The organism is Actinomadura geliboluensis (assembly GCF_043197915.1).
GTDB classification, from domain to species: Bacteria; Actinomycetota; Actinomycetes; order Streptosporangiales; family Streptosporangiaceae; genus Spirillospora; species Spirillospora geliboluensis.
This window is the reverse complement of the sequence record NZ_JBICUA010000004.1, coordinates 281692-295316: the sequence shown is the minus strand read 5'-3', so window position 1 is coordinate 295316 and position 13625 is coordinate 281692. Positions and strand designations below refer to the sequence as shown.

13 protein-coding genes are annotated in these 13625 nt (G+C 73.2%); 7 read left to right on the top strand and 6 right to left on the bottom strand.

The window, feature by feature from the left end; all coding sequences use genetic code 11:
* The first annotated feature begins 10 nt into the window (after window positions 1–10).
* From ACGFI1_RS15735 to ACGFI1_RS15725, 3 genes are all read left to right on the top strand, one after another.
* Window positions 11–319 carry an ATP/GTP-binding protein gene (locus tag ACGFI1_RS15735; RefSeq protein ID WP_301175820.1) on the top strand — a complete coding sequence of 103 codons (309 nt, stop codon included), beginning with the start codon at window positions 11–13 and terminating at the stop codon, window positions 317–319.
* Window positions 320–327: 8 nt separating this feature from the next.
* Entirely contained in the window at window positions 328–1050 is a 723-nt protein-coding gene (locus ACGFI1_RS15730) for an alpha/beta hydrolase (RefSeq protein WP_392785882.1), read from the top strand.
* 90 nt (window positions 1051–1140) lie between these two features.
* Window positions 1141–1932, top strand: a complete 792-nt coding sequence (locus tag ACGFI1_RS15725; protein ID WP_392785880.1) for an alpha/beta fold hydrolase — start codon at window positions 1141–1143, stop codon at window positions 1930–1932.
* Between the two features lie 28 nt (window positions 1933–1960).
* On the opposite strand, the gene ACGFI1_RS15720 is transcribed toward ACGFI1_RS15725, so the two are convergent.
* From ACGFI1_RS15720 to mce, 3 genes are all read right to left on the bottom strand, one after another.
* Entirely contained in the window at window positions 1961–3391 is a 1431-nt protein-coding gene (locus ACGFI1_RS15720; RefSeq protein ID WP_392785878.1) for an AI-2E family transporter, read from the bottom strand.
* A 157-nt stretch (window positions 3392–3548) separates the two neighbouring features.
* Window positions 3549–4871, bottom strand: a complete 1323-nt coding sequence (locus ACGFI1_RS15715) for a DivIVA domain-containing protein (protein ID WP_138641695.1) — start codon at window positions 4869–4871, stop codon at window positions 3549–3551.
* A 330-nt stretch (window positions 4872–5201) separates the two neighbouring features.
* On the bottom strand, window positions 5202–5636 hold the full coding sequence (gene mce / locus ACGFI1_RS15710) for a methylmalonyl-CoA epimerase (protein ID WP_138641696.1): 435 nt from the start codon (window positions 5634–5636) through the stop codon (window positions 5202–5204).
* A 108-nt stretch (window positions 5637–5744) separates the two neighbouring features.
* Between mce and ACGFI1_RS15705 the strand changes: the two genes are divergently transcribed.
* A complete protein-coding gene (locus ACGFI1_RS15705; protein WP_301175817.1) occupies window positions 5745–6935 on the top strand; it encodes an acetyl-CoA C-acetyltransferase in 1191 nt (396 codons plus the stop codon).
* Between the two features lie 13 nt (window positions 6936–6948).
* Here ACGFI1_RS15705 and ACGFI1_RS15700 read toward each other — a convergent pair whose 3' ends face one another.
* Entirely contained in the window at window positions 6949–7641 is a 693-nt protein-coding gene (locus tag ACGFI1_RS15700; protein ID WP_138641698.1) for a DUF4230 domain-containing protein, read from the bottom strand.
* A gap of 142 nt (window positions 7642–7783) precedes the next feature.
* Here ACGFI1_RS15700 and ACGFI1_RS15695 point away from each other — a divergent pair, with 142 nt between their 5' ends.
* On the top strand, window positions 7784–8098 hold the full coding sequence (locus ACGFI1_RS15695) for a DUF3817 domain-containing protein (RefSeq protein WP_138641699.1): 315 nt from the start codon (window positions 7784–7786) through the stop codon (window positions 8096–8098).
* Window positions 8099–8198: 100 nt separating this feature from the next.
* On the opposite strand, the gene ACGFI1_RS15690 is transcribed toward ACGFI1_RS15695, so the two are convergent.
* Both ACGFI1_RS15690 and ACGFI1_RS15685 read right to left on the bottom strand, forming a co-directional pair.
* A complete protein-coding gene (locus ACGFI1_RS15690; protein WP_392785876.1) occupies window positions 8199–9500 on the bottom strand; it encodes a hypothetical protein in 1302 nt (433 codons plus the stop codon).
* Window positions 9493–10473, bottom strand: coding sequence for an ATP-binding cassette domain-containing protein (locus tag ACGFI1_RS15685; RefSeq protein WP_392786285.1), 981 nt, complete (start codon window positions 10471–10473; stop codon window positions 9493–9495). Before ACGFI1_RS15685 ends, ACGFI1_RS15690 begins: the two co-directional genes overlap by 8 nt.
* A gap of 450 nt (window positions 10474–10923) precedes the next feature.
* On the opposite strand from ACGFI1_RS15685, the gene ACGFI1_RS15680 reads away from it, so the two are divergent.
* Window positions 10924–11862 (top strand): tetratricopeptide repeat protein, encoded by a 939-nt coding sequence (locus ACGFI1_RS15680; RefSeq protein ID WP_392785874.1) that lies wholly within the window; start codon window positions 10924–10926, stop codon window positions 11860–11862.
* A 341-nt stretch (window positions 11863–12203) separates the two neighbouring features.
* The gene (locus ACGFI1_RS15675; RefSeq protein ID WP_138640043.1) at window positions 12204–13607 is read left to right on the top strand and encodes an NAD-dependent malic enzyme; all 1404 of its coding nucleotides are present in this window, start codon (window positions 12204–12206) and stop codon (window positions 13605–13607) included.
* The last annotated feature ends 18 nt before the right edge of the window (window positions 13608–13625 follow it).

The window sequence follows — 13625 nt, the reverse complement described above, 5'->3', positions numbered from 1 at the left end:
CCTCGAAGGCATGAGCCCCCGCAAGAACCGCCGTGCCGTTTCCGGACGTCCCCAGACGGGCGGCGGGTCGTGGGCGCAGGAGACCGAGGAGGGGCCGGACGGCGAGTGGATCGTCCGGACGATCTCGGGCGCCGGTTCGGCCAAGGCGTACCGGTGCCCCGGCTGCGACCAGGAGATCCCGCCGGGCGTCGGGCATCTCGTCGCCTGGCGGGCCGGCGAGGGCGGCGACGACCGGCGGCACTGGCACCGCCCGTGCTGGCAGGCCCGCACCCGGCGCGGCCCCCGCGTCCAGCGGTCGCGCAACGCCCCGCGTTACTAAGGAGACCCATGGCGGAGATCAGGGCGGCGACGGTGCTGCCGGCGCGGCGCGAGGACATCGTGCTGCACACGTCCGACGGGCTGGAGCTGGTCGGTGAGCTGGCGCTGCCGCCGGAGCGGCCGCCGGTCGCGACGCTGGTGTGCCTGCACCCGCTGCCGACGGCCGAGGGCATGATGGACAGCCACGTCCTGCGCAAGGCGTCCTACCGGCTGCCCGCCCTCGCCGACGTCGCCGTGCTGCGGTTCAACACGCGGGGGACGACGTCGGCGCGCGGCACGAGCGAGGGCGAGTTCGGCGACGGCGAGACCGAGCGGTTCGACGTCGCGGCGGCGCTGGAGTACACCGAATACCACGACCTGCCGCGGCCGTGGCTGCTCGGCTGGTCGTTCGGCACCGAGCTCGCGCTGAAGTGGGGCCGCGACCCGCTGGTGGAGGGCGCGATCCTGCTGTCCCCGCCGCTGAAGCGGGCGGGCGACGCCGACCTGGACGCGTGGGCCGAGGACGGCCGCCCCCTGGTGGCGCTCGTGCCGGAGTTCGACGACTACCTGCGCCCGGCCGAGGCGCGGGAGCGGTTCAAGCGCGTCCCGCAGGCCGAGGTCGTCGCGGTGGACAAGGCCAAGCACCTGTGGGTGGGCGAGCCCTACGTCCGGATCGTGCTGAACGAGATCGTCAAGCGGGTCGCGCCGGCCGCCCACCCGCTCCCCACTGAATGGGACGAACCGGACAGATAGCCACATGCGGCCAGTCACGGCCACTCCCGTCCCACCGGCTCCAGAGCGGGTAAGGATCTGCTTCGTGGACGCCGACCGGGAGGACCGCCCGTGACCGTGCAGCTGTACGCCAGGGACGTCGGCACCGGAACCCCGCTCGTCCTGCTGCACGCCTTCCCGCTCTCGTCGGCGATGTGGCTCGCCCAGCGGGAGGGGCTCGCCGGCCGGTTCCGCGTCATCACCCCCGACCTGCGCGGCTTCGGCGGGTCCGTGCTCGGCGACGACGAGCCCTCGATCGACGCGATGGCCGACGACGTCGCCCGCGCCTGCCGCGCCCTCGGCGTGCGGCGCGCCGTCATCGGCGGCCTGTCCATGGGCGGGTACGTCGCGATGGCGCTGTGCCGCCGCCACCCCGACCTCGTCCTCGGGCTGGTGCTCGCCGCGACCCGCGCCGCCGCCGACACCGAGCAGGTCCGCGCGAACCGGCTCCGGCAGGCCGACCGGCTCGACCGCGACGGCGGCCCGCAGGTGCTGGTGGAGGAGGTGCTGCCCGGCCTCGTCGGGCCCACCACCTACCGGCAGCGCGCCCTCGTCTACGGGCGGGTGCGCGGCCTCGTCCAGGCGACGCCGCCGCGCGCCGCCGCGTGGGCCCAGCGCGCCATGGCCGGACGCCCCGACGCGTTCGGCACGCTGCGCGAGGTGCGGGTGCCCGCCCTCGTCATGGTCGGCGACGAGGACGCGCTCGCCACCGAGGCGGAGGCCCGCGCCATGGCGGACGCGCTGCCGAACGCCGAACTGATGGTCGTCCCGCGGGCCGGGCACCTGTGCGCGATCGAGCAGCCGGACCTGTTCAACCAGGCGGTGGCCGAGTTCGCCGCCGCCCTCGCCCGGACCGCCCGCTGAACCGTCCCCGCGCGGGGCGGTCGCCGCGCTACAGCGTCTCCTGGCGCGGCATCACGACCTCGCGGACCAGCAGCGAGATCGCCGCCGCCGTCGGGATCGCCAGCAGCGCGCCGACCACGCCGAGCAGTGCCGCGCCGACCAGCGCCGCCACGATCGTCACCGCGGGCTGCACGTCCACCGTCCGCTTCATCACACGCGGGTAGACCAGGTAGTTCTCCACCTGCTGGTAGATCACGTAGAAGATCACGCAGGCGATCAGGTCGGTGGTGTTCCCGGTGAGGAACGCGACCAGGCACACGATCACCGCGCCGATCGTCGCGCCGATCAGCGGGATCAGGTCGGTCACCGCGACGATCAGCGCCAGCGCGAGCGCGTACTTCACCCCGAGGATCGACAGGAAGATGTACGAGCAGACGCCCGCGATGAACGCGATCGTGAACTGCCCGGCGACGTAGCCGCCGATCCGGTCCAGGATCTCGTCGCCGAGCAGGGCGACGCGGGCGCGGCGGGAGCGCGGCGCGAGCTTGTAGAAGAACGTCTTGATCTGCGGCAGCGAGCTGAGGAAGTACAGCGTCAGGATCAGGATCGTGATCGTCTGGAAGATGCCGCTGATCGCGACCTTGCCGATGCCGGTGGCGGTGTCGGTGAGGCCCTTCTGGAAGCCTTCGCTGTTCACCGCCTTCTCGGCGCGCTCCAGCAGCCCGTAGCGCTTGTCCCACTCGGCGAGGGTCTTGTTGTCCTGCAACTGCTGGACGTACTCGGGGATGTTGTGCCGCAGCTCGGTGACCTGCTCCGACACCGGCTGGACGAGCGAGGCGACGAACCCCGCGAAGAACATGATGACGACGAGGAACACCGTCGCGACCGCGGCGCTGCGCGGGAACCCGAACCGGCGCAGCCGCTCCACCGCCGGGTTGAGGCCGACCGCGAGGAACATCGCGACGACGAGCATCACGATCGTCGACTTGGCGTTGGTGGCCGCCCGCACGAGCAGCCAGGCGGTCATGACGCCGAGCGCGGCGGTGAAGCCGAACACGAACGGGTGCGCGCGGCCGAGCGGCTCCCCGGGCCGGCCGAACGGGAACCGGTGGTCGACGCCGGCCTCGCGGCGGCGCTGCTCGACGTCGTGCGCGGGGTCGGGCGCGTCCGCCCCGGCGGGGGCCTGCTCGGCGACCGCCACCGGCGCGGGCAGGGCGACCGGGGCGCCGGTCGCGGGGTCGCGCTCGCCCACGGGCTCGGCGGCCTCCTCGGGCGTCAGCGCACCGCTCGGCGCGACGCTCTCACCGCCGTCGCCGTCTTTCCCGCTCTCGCCGCCGTCGTCCGAGGTGCCGGCGCGGTCATCGGTGACCGTGTCGTCGTCGGGGGGCGGGGTGGGGGCGGGGACGCGGTGCTCGCCCGCCGGCCGTCCCGTGCCGGGCGCCGCCTCCGGCTCGTCTTCGCGGGAGGTCTCGTCGGGCACGCCGCTCTCCTCTTCGTCCTCTGCCTCGCCGATGCGACGTGGTCACGCGCGGGTCATGGTTCAGGGCCGTCGGACCAACGTCCCACGGTGGTAAGACGAAGGAAAGCCTAGAGGCGTTCACCGCCTCTAGGCTCTCCTCGACGCCGTGCTCAGGAACTCACTCCTGCCACCAGTCCTCGTCGTCCTCCTCGGACTTCTTGGCCTGGGCCTGCTTGGCGGGCGCGGCCTTCGCGGCGGCCGGCTGCTGCTGCTTCTGCTGCGCCGGGGCCGGCTTGGGCTCGGCCGCCGGGATCGCGGCCTTCTCCGGGGGCGCGGCCAGCTCGGGCTCGCCGCCCATCGTCGGCGCGACGCCGCCGATGAGCTGGCGCAGCTGGTTGAGGTGGCTGGTGATGCTGTCGCGCTGCCGGGTGAGCTCGTCGACCTGGCGCTGCGCCGCCGTCCGGACGCGGTCGGCCTCGGCCTTGGTCTCGGCGAGCAGCTGCTCGGCCTGCGCCTTGGCCTCGGCGATCACGTTGTCGGAGTTCTTGCGCGCGTTGGCCATCAGCTGCTTGGCGTGCGAGTCGGCCTCGCGCCGGGTCTGCTCGGCCTGCTGGGTCGCCTTCGCGGCGCGCTGCTCGGCGGACGCGGCGCGCTGCTCGGCCTCGGCGACCAGCTTCTGCGTGGCGGCCTGCGCCGCGGAGTGCCGCTCGGCGTCCTGCCGGTCGGCCTCCTCGCGGCGGGCGGCGAGCTGGATCTCGAACTCGGCCTCGGCCTGGGCGCGCTGGGCCTCGCTCTCCTCCAGGATGCGCTGGGCCTGCGCGCGCATCTCGTCGGCCTGCCGCTTGGCCGTGGTGAGGATCTCGTCGCGCTCGCGCTTGGTGGACGCGCGCAGCTGCGCGACCTCGCGCTCGGTGGTGGTGCGCAGCTTGGCGATCTCGCGCTCGGCGCCCGCCCGCTTCTCGGCGACCTCGTGGTCGGCGGTGGCGCGCAGCTTGGCGACCTCGCGCTCGGTCGTGGAGGTCAGCTCGTCGGCCTCGCGGCGGGCCGAGGTGCGCACCTCCTCGGCCTCGCGCTCGGCCGCGTTGCGCATGTCGTCGCCCTCGCGCTGGGCGGTGGCGCGCAGCTCGGCGGCGTCGTTCTCGGCGGTGGCGCGCTGCTCGGCGGCGTCGACCTTGGCCGCGGCCTTGATCTCGTTCGCCTCGGAGCGGGCGGCCTGCACGAGCTCGGTGGCCTGCTCCTCGGCGAGCCGCAGCAGCTGCTCGATGCGGGCACCGAGACCGGAGTAGGTGGGACGTTCCTGCTCTTGCAGCTGACGATGGGCGTCCGACAGCTCCCGCTGCAGGGCCTGTGTCTGCTCGCGGGTCTGCCGCACCTCGTTGTCGAGCTGCTTGATGTGCTCGTCGACCTGGTGCCGGTCGTAGCCGCGAAGCACCACGTCGAACTCGCGCGGGGGCGTGTCTTCAAAGAAGTTGCTGAGCTGGGCGTCGATGTCGGACTGCATGTGGCTCAATCCTGATGTGACGGGGCTACGGGTGGTTCCGGGGACCGGTTGAACGCCTGGCATGAACGGCGCAGTGCCCCAGGACCTCTTCCGGCGAATGAAGCGTACTCCGGACACTGCCGTGTTGGGGGCTCATCTTGACGCGCTGCGTGGAATGTCCGGTTTGTTGCCGTGTTCGGGTGCGGCAAGGGTGCCCAGGTACCTGGAGGGCAAATGCACCAGATGTGTCCGAACGGTCACAGAGCGGCGGTCACGGGCCCGCCGCCGCCCGCCGTGATATCGAACACGTCACGATCCGGTCGCGCCCCCGGCCGCGCCCGGCGCGCGTGATCATTCCGCGTCGCGGCGCTTCTGCACGAGCTCCGTCAGCACGCCGTGGCAGTCCTTCGGGTGCAAAAAGTTGATCAAGGATCCCATGGATCCGTTGCGCGGCGCGTCGTACAGCACCCGCACGCCCTTGCCCGCGATGCCGGCCGCCTCGTCGGCGACGGTCCCGTCCGTCCCGAACGCGATGTGGTGGACGCCCTCGCCGTTCTTCGCCAGCCACTTGGCGACCGCCGAGTCCTCCCGGATCGGCTCGATCAGCTGCAGGTAGCTCGCCGCTCCGTCCCCGGTCTCGTTGATCTTGAGCATGCACTCCCGGACGCCCTGCTCCTCGTTCACCTCGAAGTGCGCGTCGGTGAAGCCGTAGGTGGCCTTGTAGAACTCCACGGTCGCGTCCAGGTCGTGACAGGCGATGCCGATGTGGTCGATACGGGTCAGCATGGGCTTTCTCCCTACTAGGACGGCCAGGCGGGGGCGAACCGAACCGGTCGGCGTTCCCCTGGGTATGGTGGCAAACGTCGGCGCAGCACCACCTGGAGGGCCCCCAACATGACCGCTACGTCCGTGATCGTCGCCGGTGCGCGCACCCCCGTCGGGCGCCTGATGGGCTCGCTGAAGGACTTCTCCGCGGCCGACCTCGGCGCGCACGCGATCAAGGCCGCGCTGGAGCGGGCCGGGGTCGCCGGCGACCAGGTGCAGTACGTGATCCTCGGCCAGGTGCTGCAGGCCGGCGCGGGGCAGATCCCGTCCCGGCAGGCGGCGGTCAAGGCGGGCATCCCGATGAGCGTCCCGTCGATCACGATCAACAAGGTGTGCCTGTCCGGGCTGGACGCGATCGCGCTCGCCGACCAGCTCATCCGGGCCGGCGAGTTCGACATCGTCGTGGCGGGCGGCATGGAGTCGATGACCCAGGCCCCGCACCTGCTGCCGAAGTCGCGCGGCGGCTACAAGTACGGCTCCGTCGAGGTCCTCGACCACATGGCCTACGACGCGCTCACCGACGCCTTCGACGGCATCGCCATGGGCGAGTCGACCGAGCACCACAACGCCAGGCTCGGCATCTCCCGCGAGGAGCAGGACGAGTTCTCCGCGCGGTCCCACCAGCGCGCCGCCGCCGCCATCAAGAACGGCGTGTTCGACGACGAGATCGCGCCGGTCGAGATCCCGCAGCGCAAGGGCGACCCGATCGTGTTCGCCAAGGACGAGGGCGTCCGCGCCGACACCACGGCCGAGGGCCTGGCCCGGCTGCGCCCCGCGTTCAGCAAGGACGGCACGATCACGGCCGGCTCGTCCTCGCAGATCTCCGACGGCGCCGCCGCGGTCGTCGTGATGTCCAAGGCCAAGGCCGAGGAGCTGGGCCTCTCCTGGATCGCCGAGATCGGCGCGCACGGCAACGTCGCGGGCCCCGACAACTCGCTCCAGTCGCAGCCGTCCAACGCCATCAAGCACGCGCTCGGCAAGGCGGGCCTCACCGTCGACGACCTCGACCTGATCGAGATCAACGAGGCGTTCGCGTCCGTGGGCATCCAGTCGATGCGCGACCTCGGCGTCTCCGCGGAGAAGGTCAACGTCAACGGCGGCGCCATCGCGCTCGGCCACCCGGTCGGGATGTCCGGCGCGCGGATCGTCCTGCACCTCGCCTACGAGCTGAAGCGCCGCGGCGGCGGCACCGGCGCCGCGGGCCTGTGCGGCGGCGGCGGTCAGGGCGACGCGCTGATCATCCGCGTGCCCACCGCGTAACGCCTGCCACCGCTCACTGGGCGCTGGGCTGCTGGACGGTCACCGTCGTGAAGCCCAGCGCCTTGAGCATGTTCTCCAGCATCGTCTTGGTGTTGGCGTCCGCGCGCTGCGTCAGCCCGCTCTGCGCCGCGGCCGTCTGGATCTTCTGGGACGCGAGGACGTAGAGCTGCTGCTGGTTGTTCGGGTTGCTGCTGAAGAAGTCGCCGAAGCGGTCGATGAGGCCGCGCTCTGTGGCGTAGACGTAGCTGGTCTTCGGGTCCAGGTTCGTCTTCTCCAGCTGCGCGCGCGGAAGCGTGATGGTCGCGGCCGTCCGGTCCTCGTTGACCTTGACGGCGCCCGAGGCGAGCTGGGAGAAGTCCACGTAGGCGTCGACCGTGCCGTTCCCGACGAACAGCGTCCGCTTGCCGCGCAGCGAGCCGGGCAGGAACTTCGCGTCCTTCTCCAGGTCGACGATGACCTGGAAGCTGCCGCTCGCCGCCTCGTAGCGGTGCAGGTCGCGGATCGACTTCAGCAGGACGGGCCCGCTGCGGTCCTTCGTCTCCTCGGCGAACGGGTTCAGCCACCCCGGCAGGCCGCGCAGCGCCTGCTGCGCGAGCAGCACCAGGGCGACGGTCGCGACGACCAGGACGAGGGGGGTCACCAGGCCGCGCCGGGGAGCGCGGGACGGCGTGGGGGGTGCGTCGTTCTTCGGTTCCGCGTCGGCCATGCCCCTCACATTCCCGGCATCCCGGTCCTTTTATCCGGCAAGGCGGTGACGTCGGCGTGTTCCCACGTGGTCCCGGGTGTGATCAAGGCCATAGGTGCGGCCGAAACCCCGTGCCGCGATCGACCGTTGACGGGACGTGGACATGATTCGTGTTTTCCGGTTCGTCTCCGTCGCGGAGGCGATCTCGTTCCTTCTCCTGCTGCTGGTCGCGATGCCGCTGAAGTACGGCGCGGACGCGCCGGTGGGCGTCCAGCTGATGGGGCCGGTGCACGGAGTCCTGTTCATCGCCTACGTGGGGCTCGTCTTCCTCGTCCGGGAGCAGCTCCAGTGGGACATCAAGCGCACGGTCCTGGCCCTCGGCGCCGCCGTCCTTCCGGTGGCCCCGTTCTTCGTGGAACGCCACTGGGCCCGGCCCGTGACGCCCGCCGCCGAGCCACAGCCGGCCGGGCGGGCCTGAAAGACTCCTGCGTGGCCGCGGCAGGCTGGGGGTGGCCGCCGCGGTCACGCAGGGGACAAACCCTTTTCATGTCCGGCTGACCTTCACGTGAGATTGAGGTTCACGTCCGGTTGAGCGTCCGGCGGGACATCTCCGGCGCGCGGTGCTTCTTGGGCCGGGTCGGGCGGAAGTCGTCCGGGCCGAGGGCGCAGTTCCGGTACTCGGTGAAGTGGTGGCGCAGCCACGCGCGGCGCCACTGCTCGCTCCAGGACGCGAACCGGTGGGCCGCGCGGGTGTCGTCGATGGACGGGGGATCGTCGCCGAGCAGCCACGCGTCGACCAGCGCCCGGTAGCCGCCGGGGGAGGCGGCCGCGCACATGCTCGGGTTCTTGAGGGCGTGGCTGATCTGGCGGGCGGCGCGCGCGGCGTATCCGGGGGAGAGGCCCTCGTCGAGGTGGACGAAGGCGGTGCCGCCCGTGACCTCGACGGGCGCCCAGCCGGGACGCTGCCGCACCGCCGTGAACGCGCCGGGGGTCCCGTTCAGCCGCGCGGCGAGGGGGACCATCTCCTCCGTCAGCCGAGGCAGCGCGTTCTGCAGCGCCGGGTGCACGCACACGACCAGCGGCCACTCCCGGCAGACGGGCTCGGCGTCGGCGGCCCGGACCGCGGCGCCGCCGGAGTCGTGCAGGCCGAGCGTGGCGGTGCCGGTCGCGGCGAGCGCGGCGGCCAGCGGCAGGACGAGCAGGAACCGCCGCGTCGCCCACAGCACGTAGCCGAGGATCAGCGCGGCCGTCAGCCCGGCCGTCCAGGCGACCTGGTCGGCGAACACCCGGGGGCGCAGGGTGGTGAACAGGTCGATGCGGGGGAACGCGGCCGGGGGGAGCAGGCTCCACCACGACACGCCGGGGATGCGCAGCGCCGCCCACATCGCCGTCGCGCCGAACGCCAGCGGCGCCGTCGCGCGGTGCGGGACGACGCGGCCCGTGAGGTAGCCGACGACGACGTGCAGGACGAGCGCGCCCGCGCCCGCGGCGACGCCCAGCGGCTGCGGGTGCCCGGCCCCGTCCCGCGCCAGCGTGACTACGGCGGCGAGGCCCGCGATCGCGGCGTAGGAGACGAGCGCCGCCGAGGACAGCAGCAGCAGGTCGAACAGCACGCCCGTGGCGGGCGAGCGCGCGGTGAGGTCGCGCAGGTAGTCGAGCGGGCGCTCGCGGACCGCCGCCCACGCCGCCAGCGCGGCGGCGACGGGCCCGAGGAAGCGGACGGCGTTGACCAGCGCGACGACCGTGTTGTCCCAGTACGCGGCGGACGGCCGGAGCGCCGGAAGCGCCGCCGCCGTCCCGACCAGGGTGAGGACCGGCACCGCGACCAGCAGTGCCGTGCGACGGGCGTCCAGCCGGAGCACCCGCCCGAGGTCAGACACCGGTGGCGCTCCCACCCGCCGGGGACGGGGCGGGCGGCCGCGCCCGCAGCCCGGTGAACTGCGGCAGCGGGAGCCGCGGCAGCGGCGGCCGGCCGGGCCGGCGCGTCGGCGGGCCCGGGCGCGCGCCGCGCGGGGCGGGCCGGGCGTCGCGGCGCCGGCTCATCGCGCCCACCGCCGGGCGCGGCGGCCGGTCGGCGCCCTGCCGCCCGGGGGCGCCCGCGTCCCGGGGTTCGGCGGCGTCCCGCGGGTCGGCCGGGCCGCCCGCCCGCCGGTCGGCGGCGGTTCGGCCGCGCCGCGCGCCGGCCGAGTGCGTGGGCTGCTCGGTCAGCCGGCCGCGGGCCAGCGTGAAGAGGCGGTCGCACCAGCCGGTGAGCGTGTCGGTGGCGTCGGCGGTGACCACCACCGCCGGGGCCAGCGAGCGCAGCACCGGGATCAGCTCGGCCATCGCGGCGGTCAGCACGGACCGGCCGGGGCCGTCGGCGCCGGTGGGCCACGGTTCGGCGGCGGCGCACAGCGCGCCGAACGGGTCGTCCAGCAGCACGAGCGGGGGCTCGTGCACGCACGCGGCGGCGAGCCCGGCGCGCAGCCGGACGTCCGGCGGCAGCAGCGCCAGCTCCGTCCCGGCGGCGTCGGCGAGGTCGAGCCGCTTCAGCATGGAGCGCGCGGCGGACGCGCTCGTGCGCTTGTAATACGCCGCGTAGGCGACGAACTCGCCGGCCGTCATGTTCTCGGCGCGGGAGAACCGGGTCGGCAGGTAGCCGATCCCGGCCCGCGCGGCCCGCAGTCCGGCGGCGTTCGATATGTCCTGTCCCAGAATGCGCAGCAGGCCGGCATTCGGCCTGCGCAACGTCGCGAACGTGGCCAGCAGAGTGGATTTACCGGCACCAGGTGGACCGGCCAGGCCGACCACGCCTTCGGACACGCCGAAGGTCACCGGGCGCAGGAGCCACCGCCCCCCGCGGCGGACACCCATTCCTCGGGCCACGATCACGGAATGCTCCGCGATCACAAGTGTTTCCCCCCGTAGCTCGCCATGCGGTCGCGGCGCCGGCACGGGCGCTCCGGTGGCCACGGGTCCCCCAACCCGCCACGCGGTGCCCGCCGAGACCGGCTCCGCCGTCCGGCGGGTCCGGCCGCTTTTGCCGAGCCGCGATGCATCGACATCGTGACTATAACCGGGCTTGGTGATGGCTGTCAGCAATCTTTTTGCCTTTACGGCAGCACGCCTGGATTCTTTGCCTACCGCGCTGAAGTGGCGAATTCCAGAAAGGTGGACAATTGCCGATTTACCCCGTCGGGCGCGCCGGGCGGGCGTCCGGGGCCGGTGCCGCGGGGAGGCGGCCCGCTCCGCTCAGGGCGTACGGGCGCACAGCCGGGTGCGCTCATGGGGCAGGATGGACCCATGCCTTCTCGGGACTTTTCGTTGCACGGGGCCATCGACCTGGGGGCGCGCCAGGCGGCCGCAAGGAAGCAGCAGGAACGCCGTGCCCAGGGCGGCGGCGCGCCGGCGGACCCGGGCGGGGCCGCCGGGCAGTACGTCGTGGACGTCACCGACCAGACGTTCAACACCGAGGTCGTGGAGCGGTCGCAGACCGTCCCCGTCCTCGTCGACTTCTGGGCCGAATGGTGCGGCCCCTGCAAGCAGCTCGGGCCGATCCTGGAGAAGCTCGCCGCCGAGGCGGCCGGCGCGTGGGTGCTCGCGAAGGTCGACATCGACGCCAACCCGCAGCTCGCCGCCTACATGCAGCAGATGGGCGTGCGCGGCATCCCGTTCGTCGCGGCCGTCGTCGCCGGGCAGCTCCTGCCGTTCCTGAACGGCGCCGCGCCCGAGCCGCAGGTGCGCCAGGCCATCGACCAGCTCTTCGACGCGCTGCGCAAGGAGGGCATCCTGCCGGACGCCCCCGAGGGCGAGCGGCAGCCCGGCGCCGACGCGGGCGAGGTCCCGGCCGGCGACCCGGTGTACGCCGAGGCCGAGGACGCCCTGCAGCGCGGCGACCTGCCCACCGCCAAGGCCGCGTTCGAGCGGATCCTCGCCGACGACCCCAGGGACGGCCAGGCCAAGCAGGGCCTCGCCCTGGTCGAGCTGAGCCTGCGGGTCGGCTCGCTGGACGCCGACCGCGTCCTCCAGGAGGCCGCGGAGAAGCCCGGCGACGTCCAGGCGCAGATCAGTGCATCCGACGTGGAGATGATGACCGGGCGCATCGACGCGGCGTTCGACCGGCTGATCGCCGCGGTGCGCGGCAGCGCGGGCGACGACCGCGACGCGGTGCGCAAGCACCTGCTGTCGCTGTTCGACCTGCTCCCCCCGGAGGACCCGCGCATCGGCAAGGCCCGCCGCGGTCTGCAGTCGGCCCTGTTCTAAGGCGCGTTGTTCTAAGGCGCGTTCTAAGGCGCCCTGTCCGGGTTCTGATGCGCTCCGTCACGAGGCGTGCTCCTGTGGGCCGCCCGTTCTGATCGTCATGCGCCGCCGGCGCCGATCGGCGCCGATCGGCGCTGGTCGCGAGGGGAACGAGGCGGGGCGATCGGGACACCGCGTCGTGATGTTGCGCGTATGCTCGATGCGTCGACCGTGCCCGGACGGCCCGCGTGCACCACTCCCACGGGCCGCCCCGCCGATCCGCGCCCCCTCGGGCATGCCGTCCCGGGCGATCGGGCGGCGCGCGCGGGACGAGAACAACCCAGAGCAGCTAGGGAGCAGTCGTCGTGGCGAGCGTGCCGAGCGTGTCGTACTCCATCACCGTCCGGCTGGAGGTCCCGGCCGGCGGCCGGGCCGTCAGCCAGATCACCCACGTGGTCGAGAACGCCGGCGGCATCGTCACGGCCCTCGACGTCAACACCGCCGGCCACGAGACGCTGCGCATCGACGTGACGATCGCCACCCGCGACACCCAGCACGCCGAGGCGATCGCCGGGGCGCTGGAGGGCATCGAGTCCGTCAAGATCCACAAGGTCAGCGACCGGACCTTCCTGATGCACCTCGGCGGCAAGATAGAGATGCAGTCGAAGGTGCCGCTGCGCAACCGCGACGAGCTGTCGATGGCCTACACGCCGGGCGTCGCGCGGGTGTCCCTCGCCATCGCCCGCAACCCCGAGGACGTCCGCCGGCTGACCATAAAGCGCAACAGCGTCGCCGTCGTCACCGACGGGTCGGCGGTGCTCGGCCTCGGCAACATCGGGCCGGAGGCCGCGCTGCCGGTCATGGAGGGCAAGGCGGCGCTGTTCAAGCGGTTCGCCGGGATCGACGCGTGGCCGATCTGCCTCGACACGCAGGACACCGACGAGATCGTCCGGACCGTCCAGATCCTCGCGCCCGCGTTCGGCGGCATCAACCTGGAGGACATCTCCGCCCCGCGCTGCTTCGAGGTCGAGGCCCGGCTGCGCGAGCTGCTCGACATCCCCGTCTTCCACGACGACCAGCACGGCACGGCGATCTGCGTGCTGGCCGCGCTGACGAACGCGCTGCGCGTCGTCGGCAAGGAGATCGGCTCGGTGCGCATCACGATGGCGGGCGCGGGCGCCGCCGGCACCGCGATCCTGAAGCTGCTGATGCACGCGGGGGCCCGCGACCTCATCGTGTGCGACTACCGCGGCGCCGTCCACAAGGGCCGCGACGACCTGGACGACTCGCTCCGCTGGATCGCCGAGCACACCAACGCGGCCGGCTACGCGGGCGACCTGCGCGGCGCCGTCAAGGACGCCGACGTGTTCATCGGCGTCTCCGCGCCCGGCATCCTGACCGGCGACGACATCGCGACGATGAACGACGGCGCGATCGTGTTCGCGCTCGCCAACCCCGAGCCCGAGGTGTCCCCGGACGAGGCGCGCGAGCACGCCGCCGTCGTCGCGACCGGCCGCAGCGACTACCCGAACCAGATCAACAACGTGCTGGCGTTCCCCGGCGTCTTCCGCGGCCTGCTGGACGCCCAGGCCGACGGCGTCACGCTCGACATGCTGGCCGCCGCGGCCGCGGCGCTCGCCGAGGTCGTCACGCCGGAGGAGATCGGCCCGAACTACATCGTGCCGAGCGTCTTCCACCCGGACGTCGCCACCCGCGTCGCGGGCGCCGTCCGGGAGGCGGCGGGCGGCCGTCCCCGCACCGAGGCGTAGCGGCCGGGCGCCGGAGCC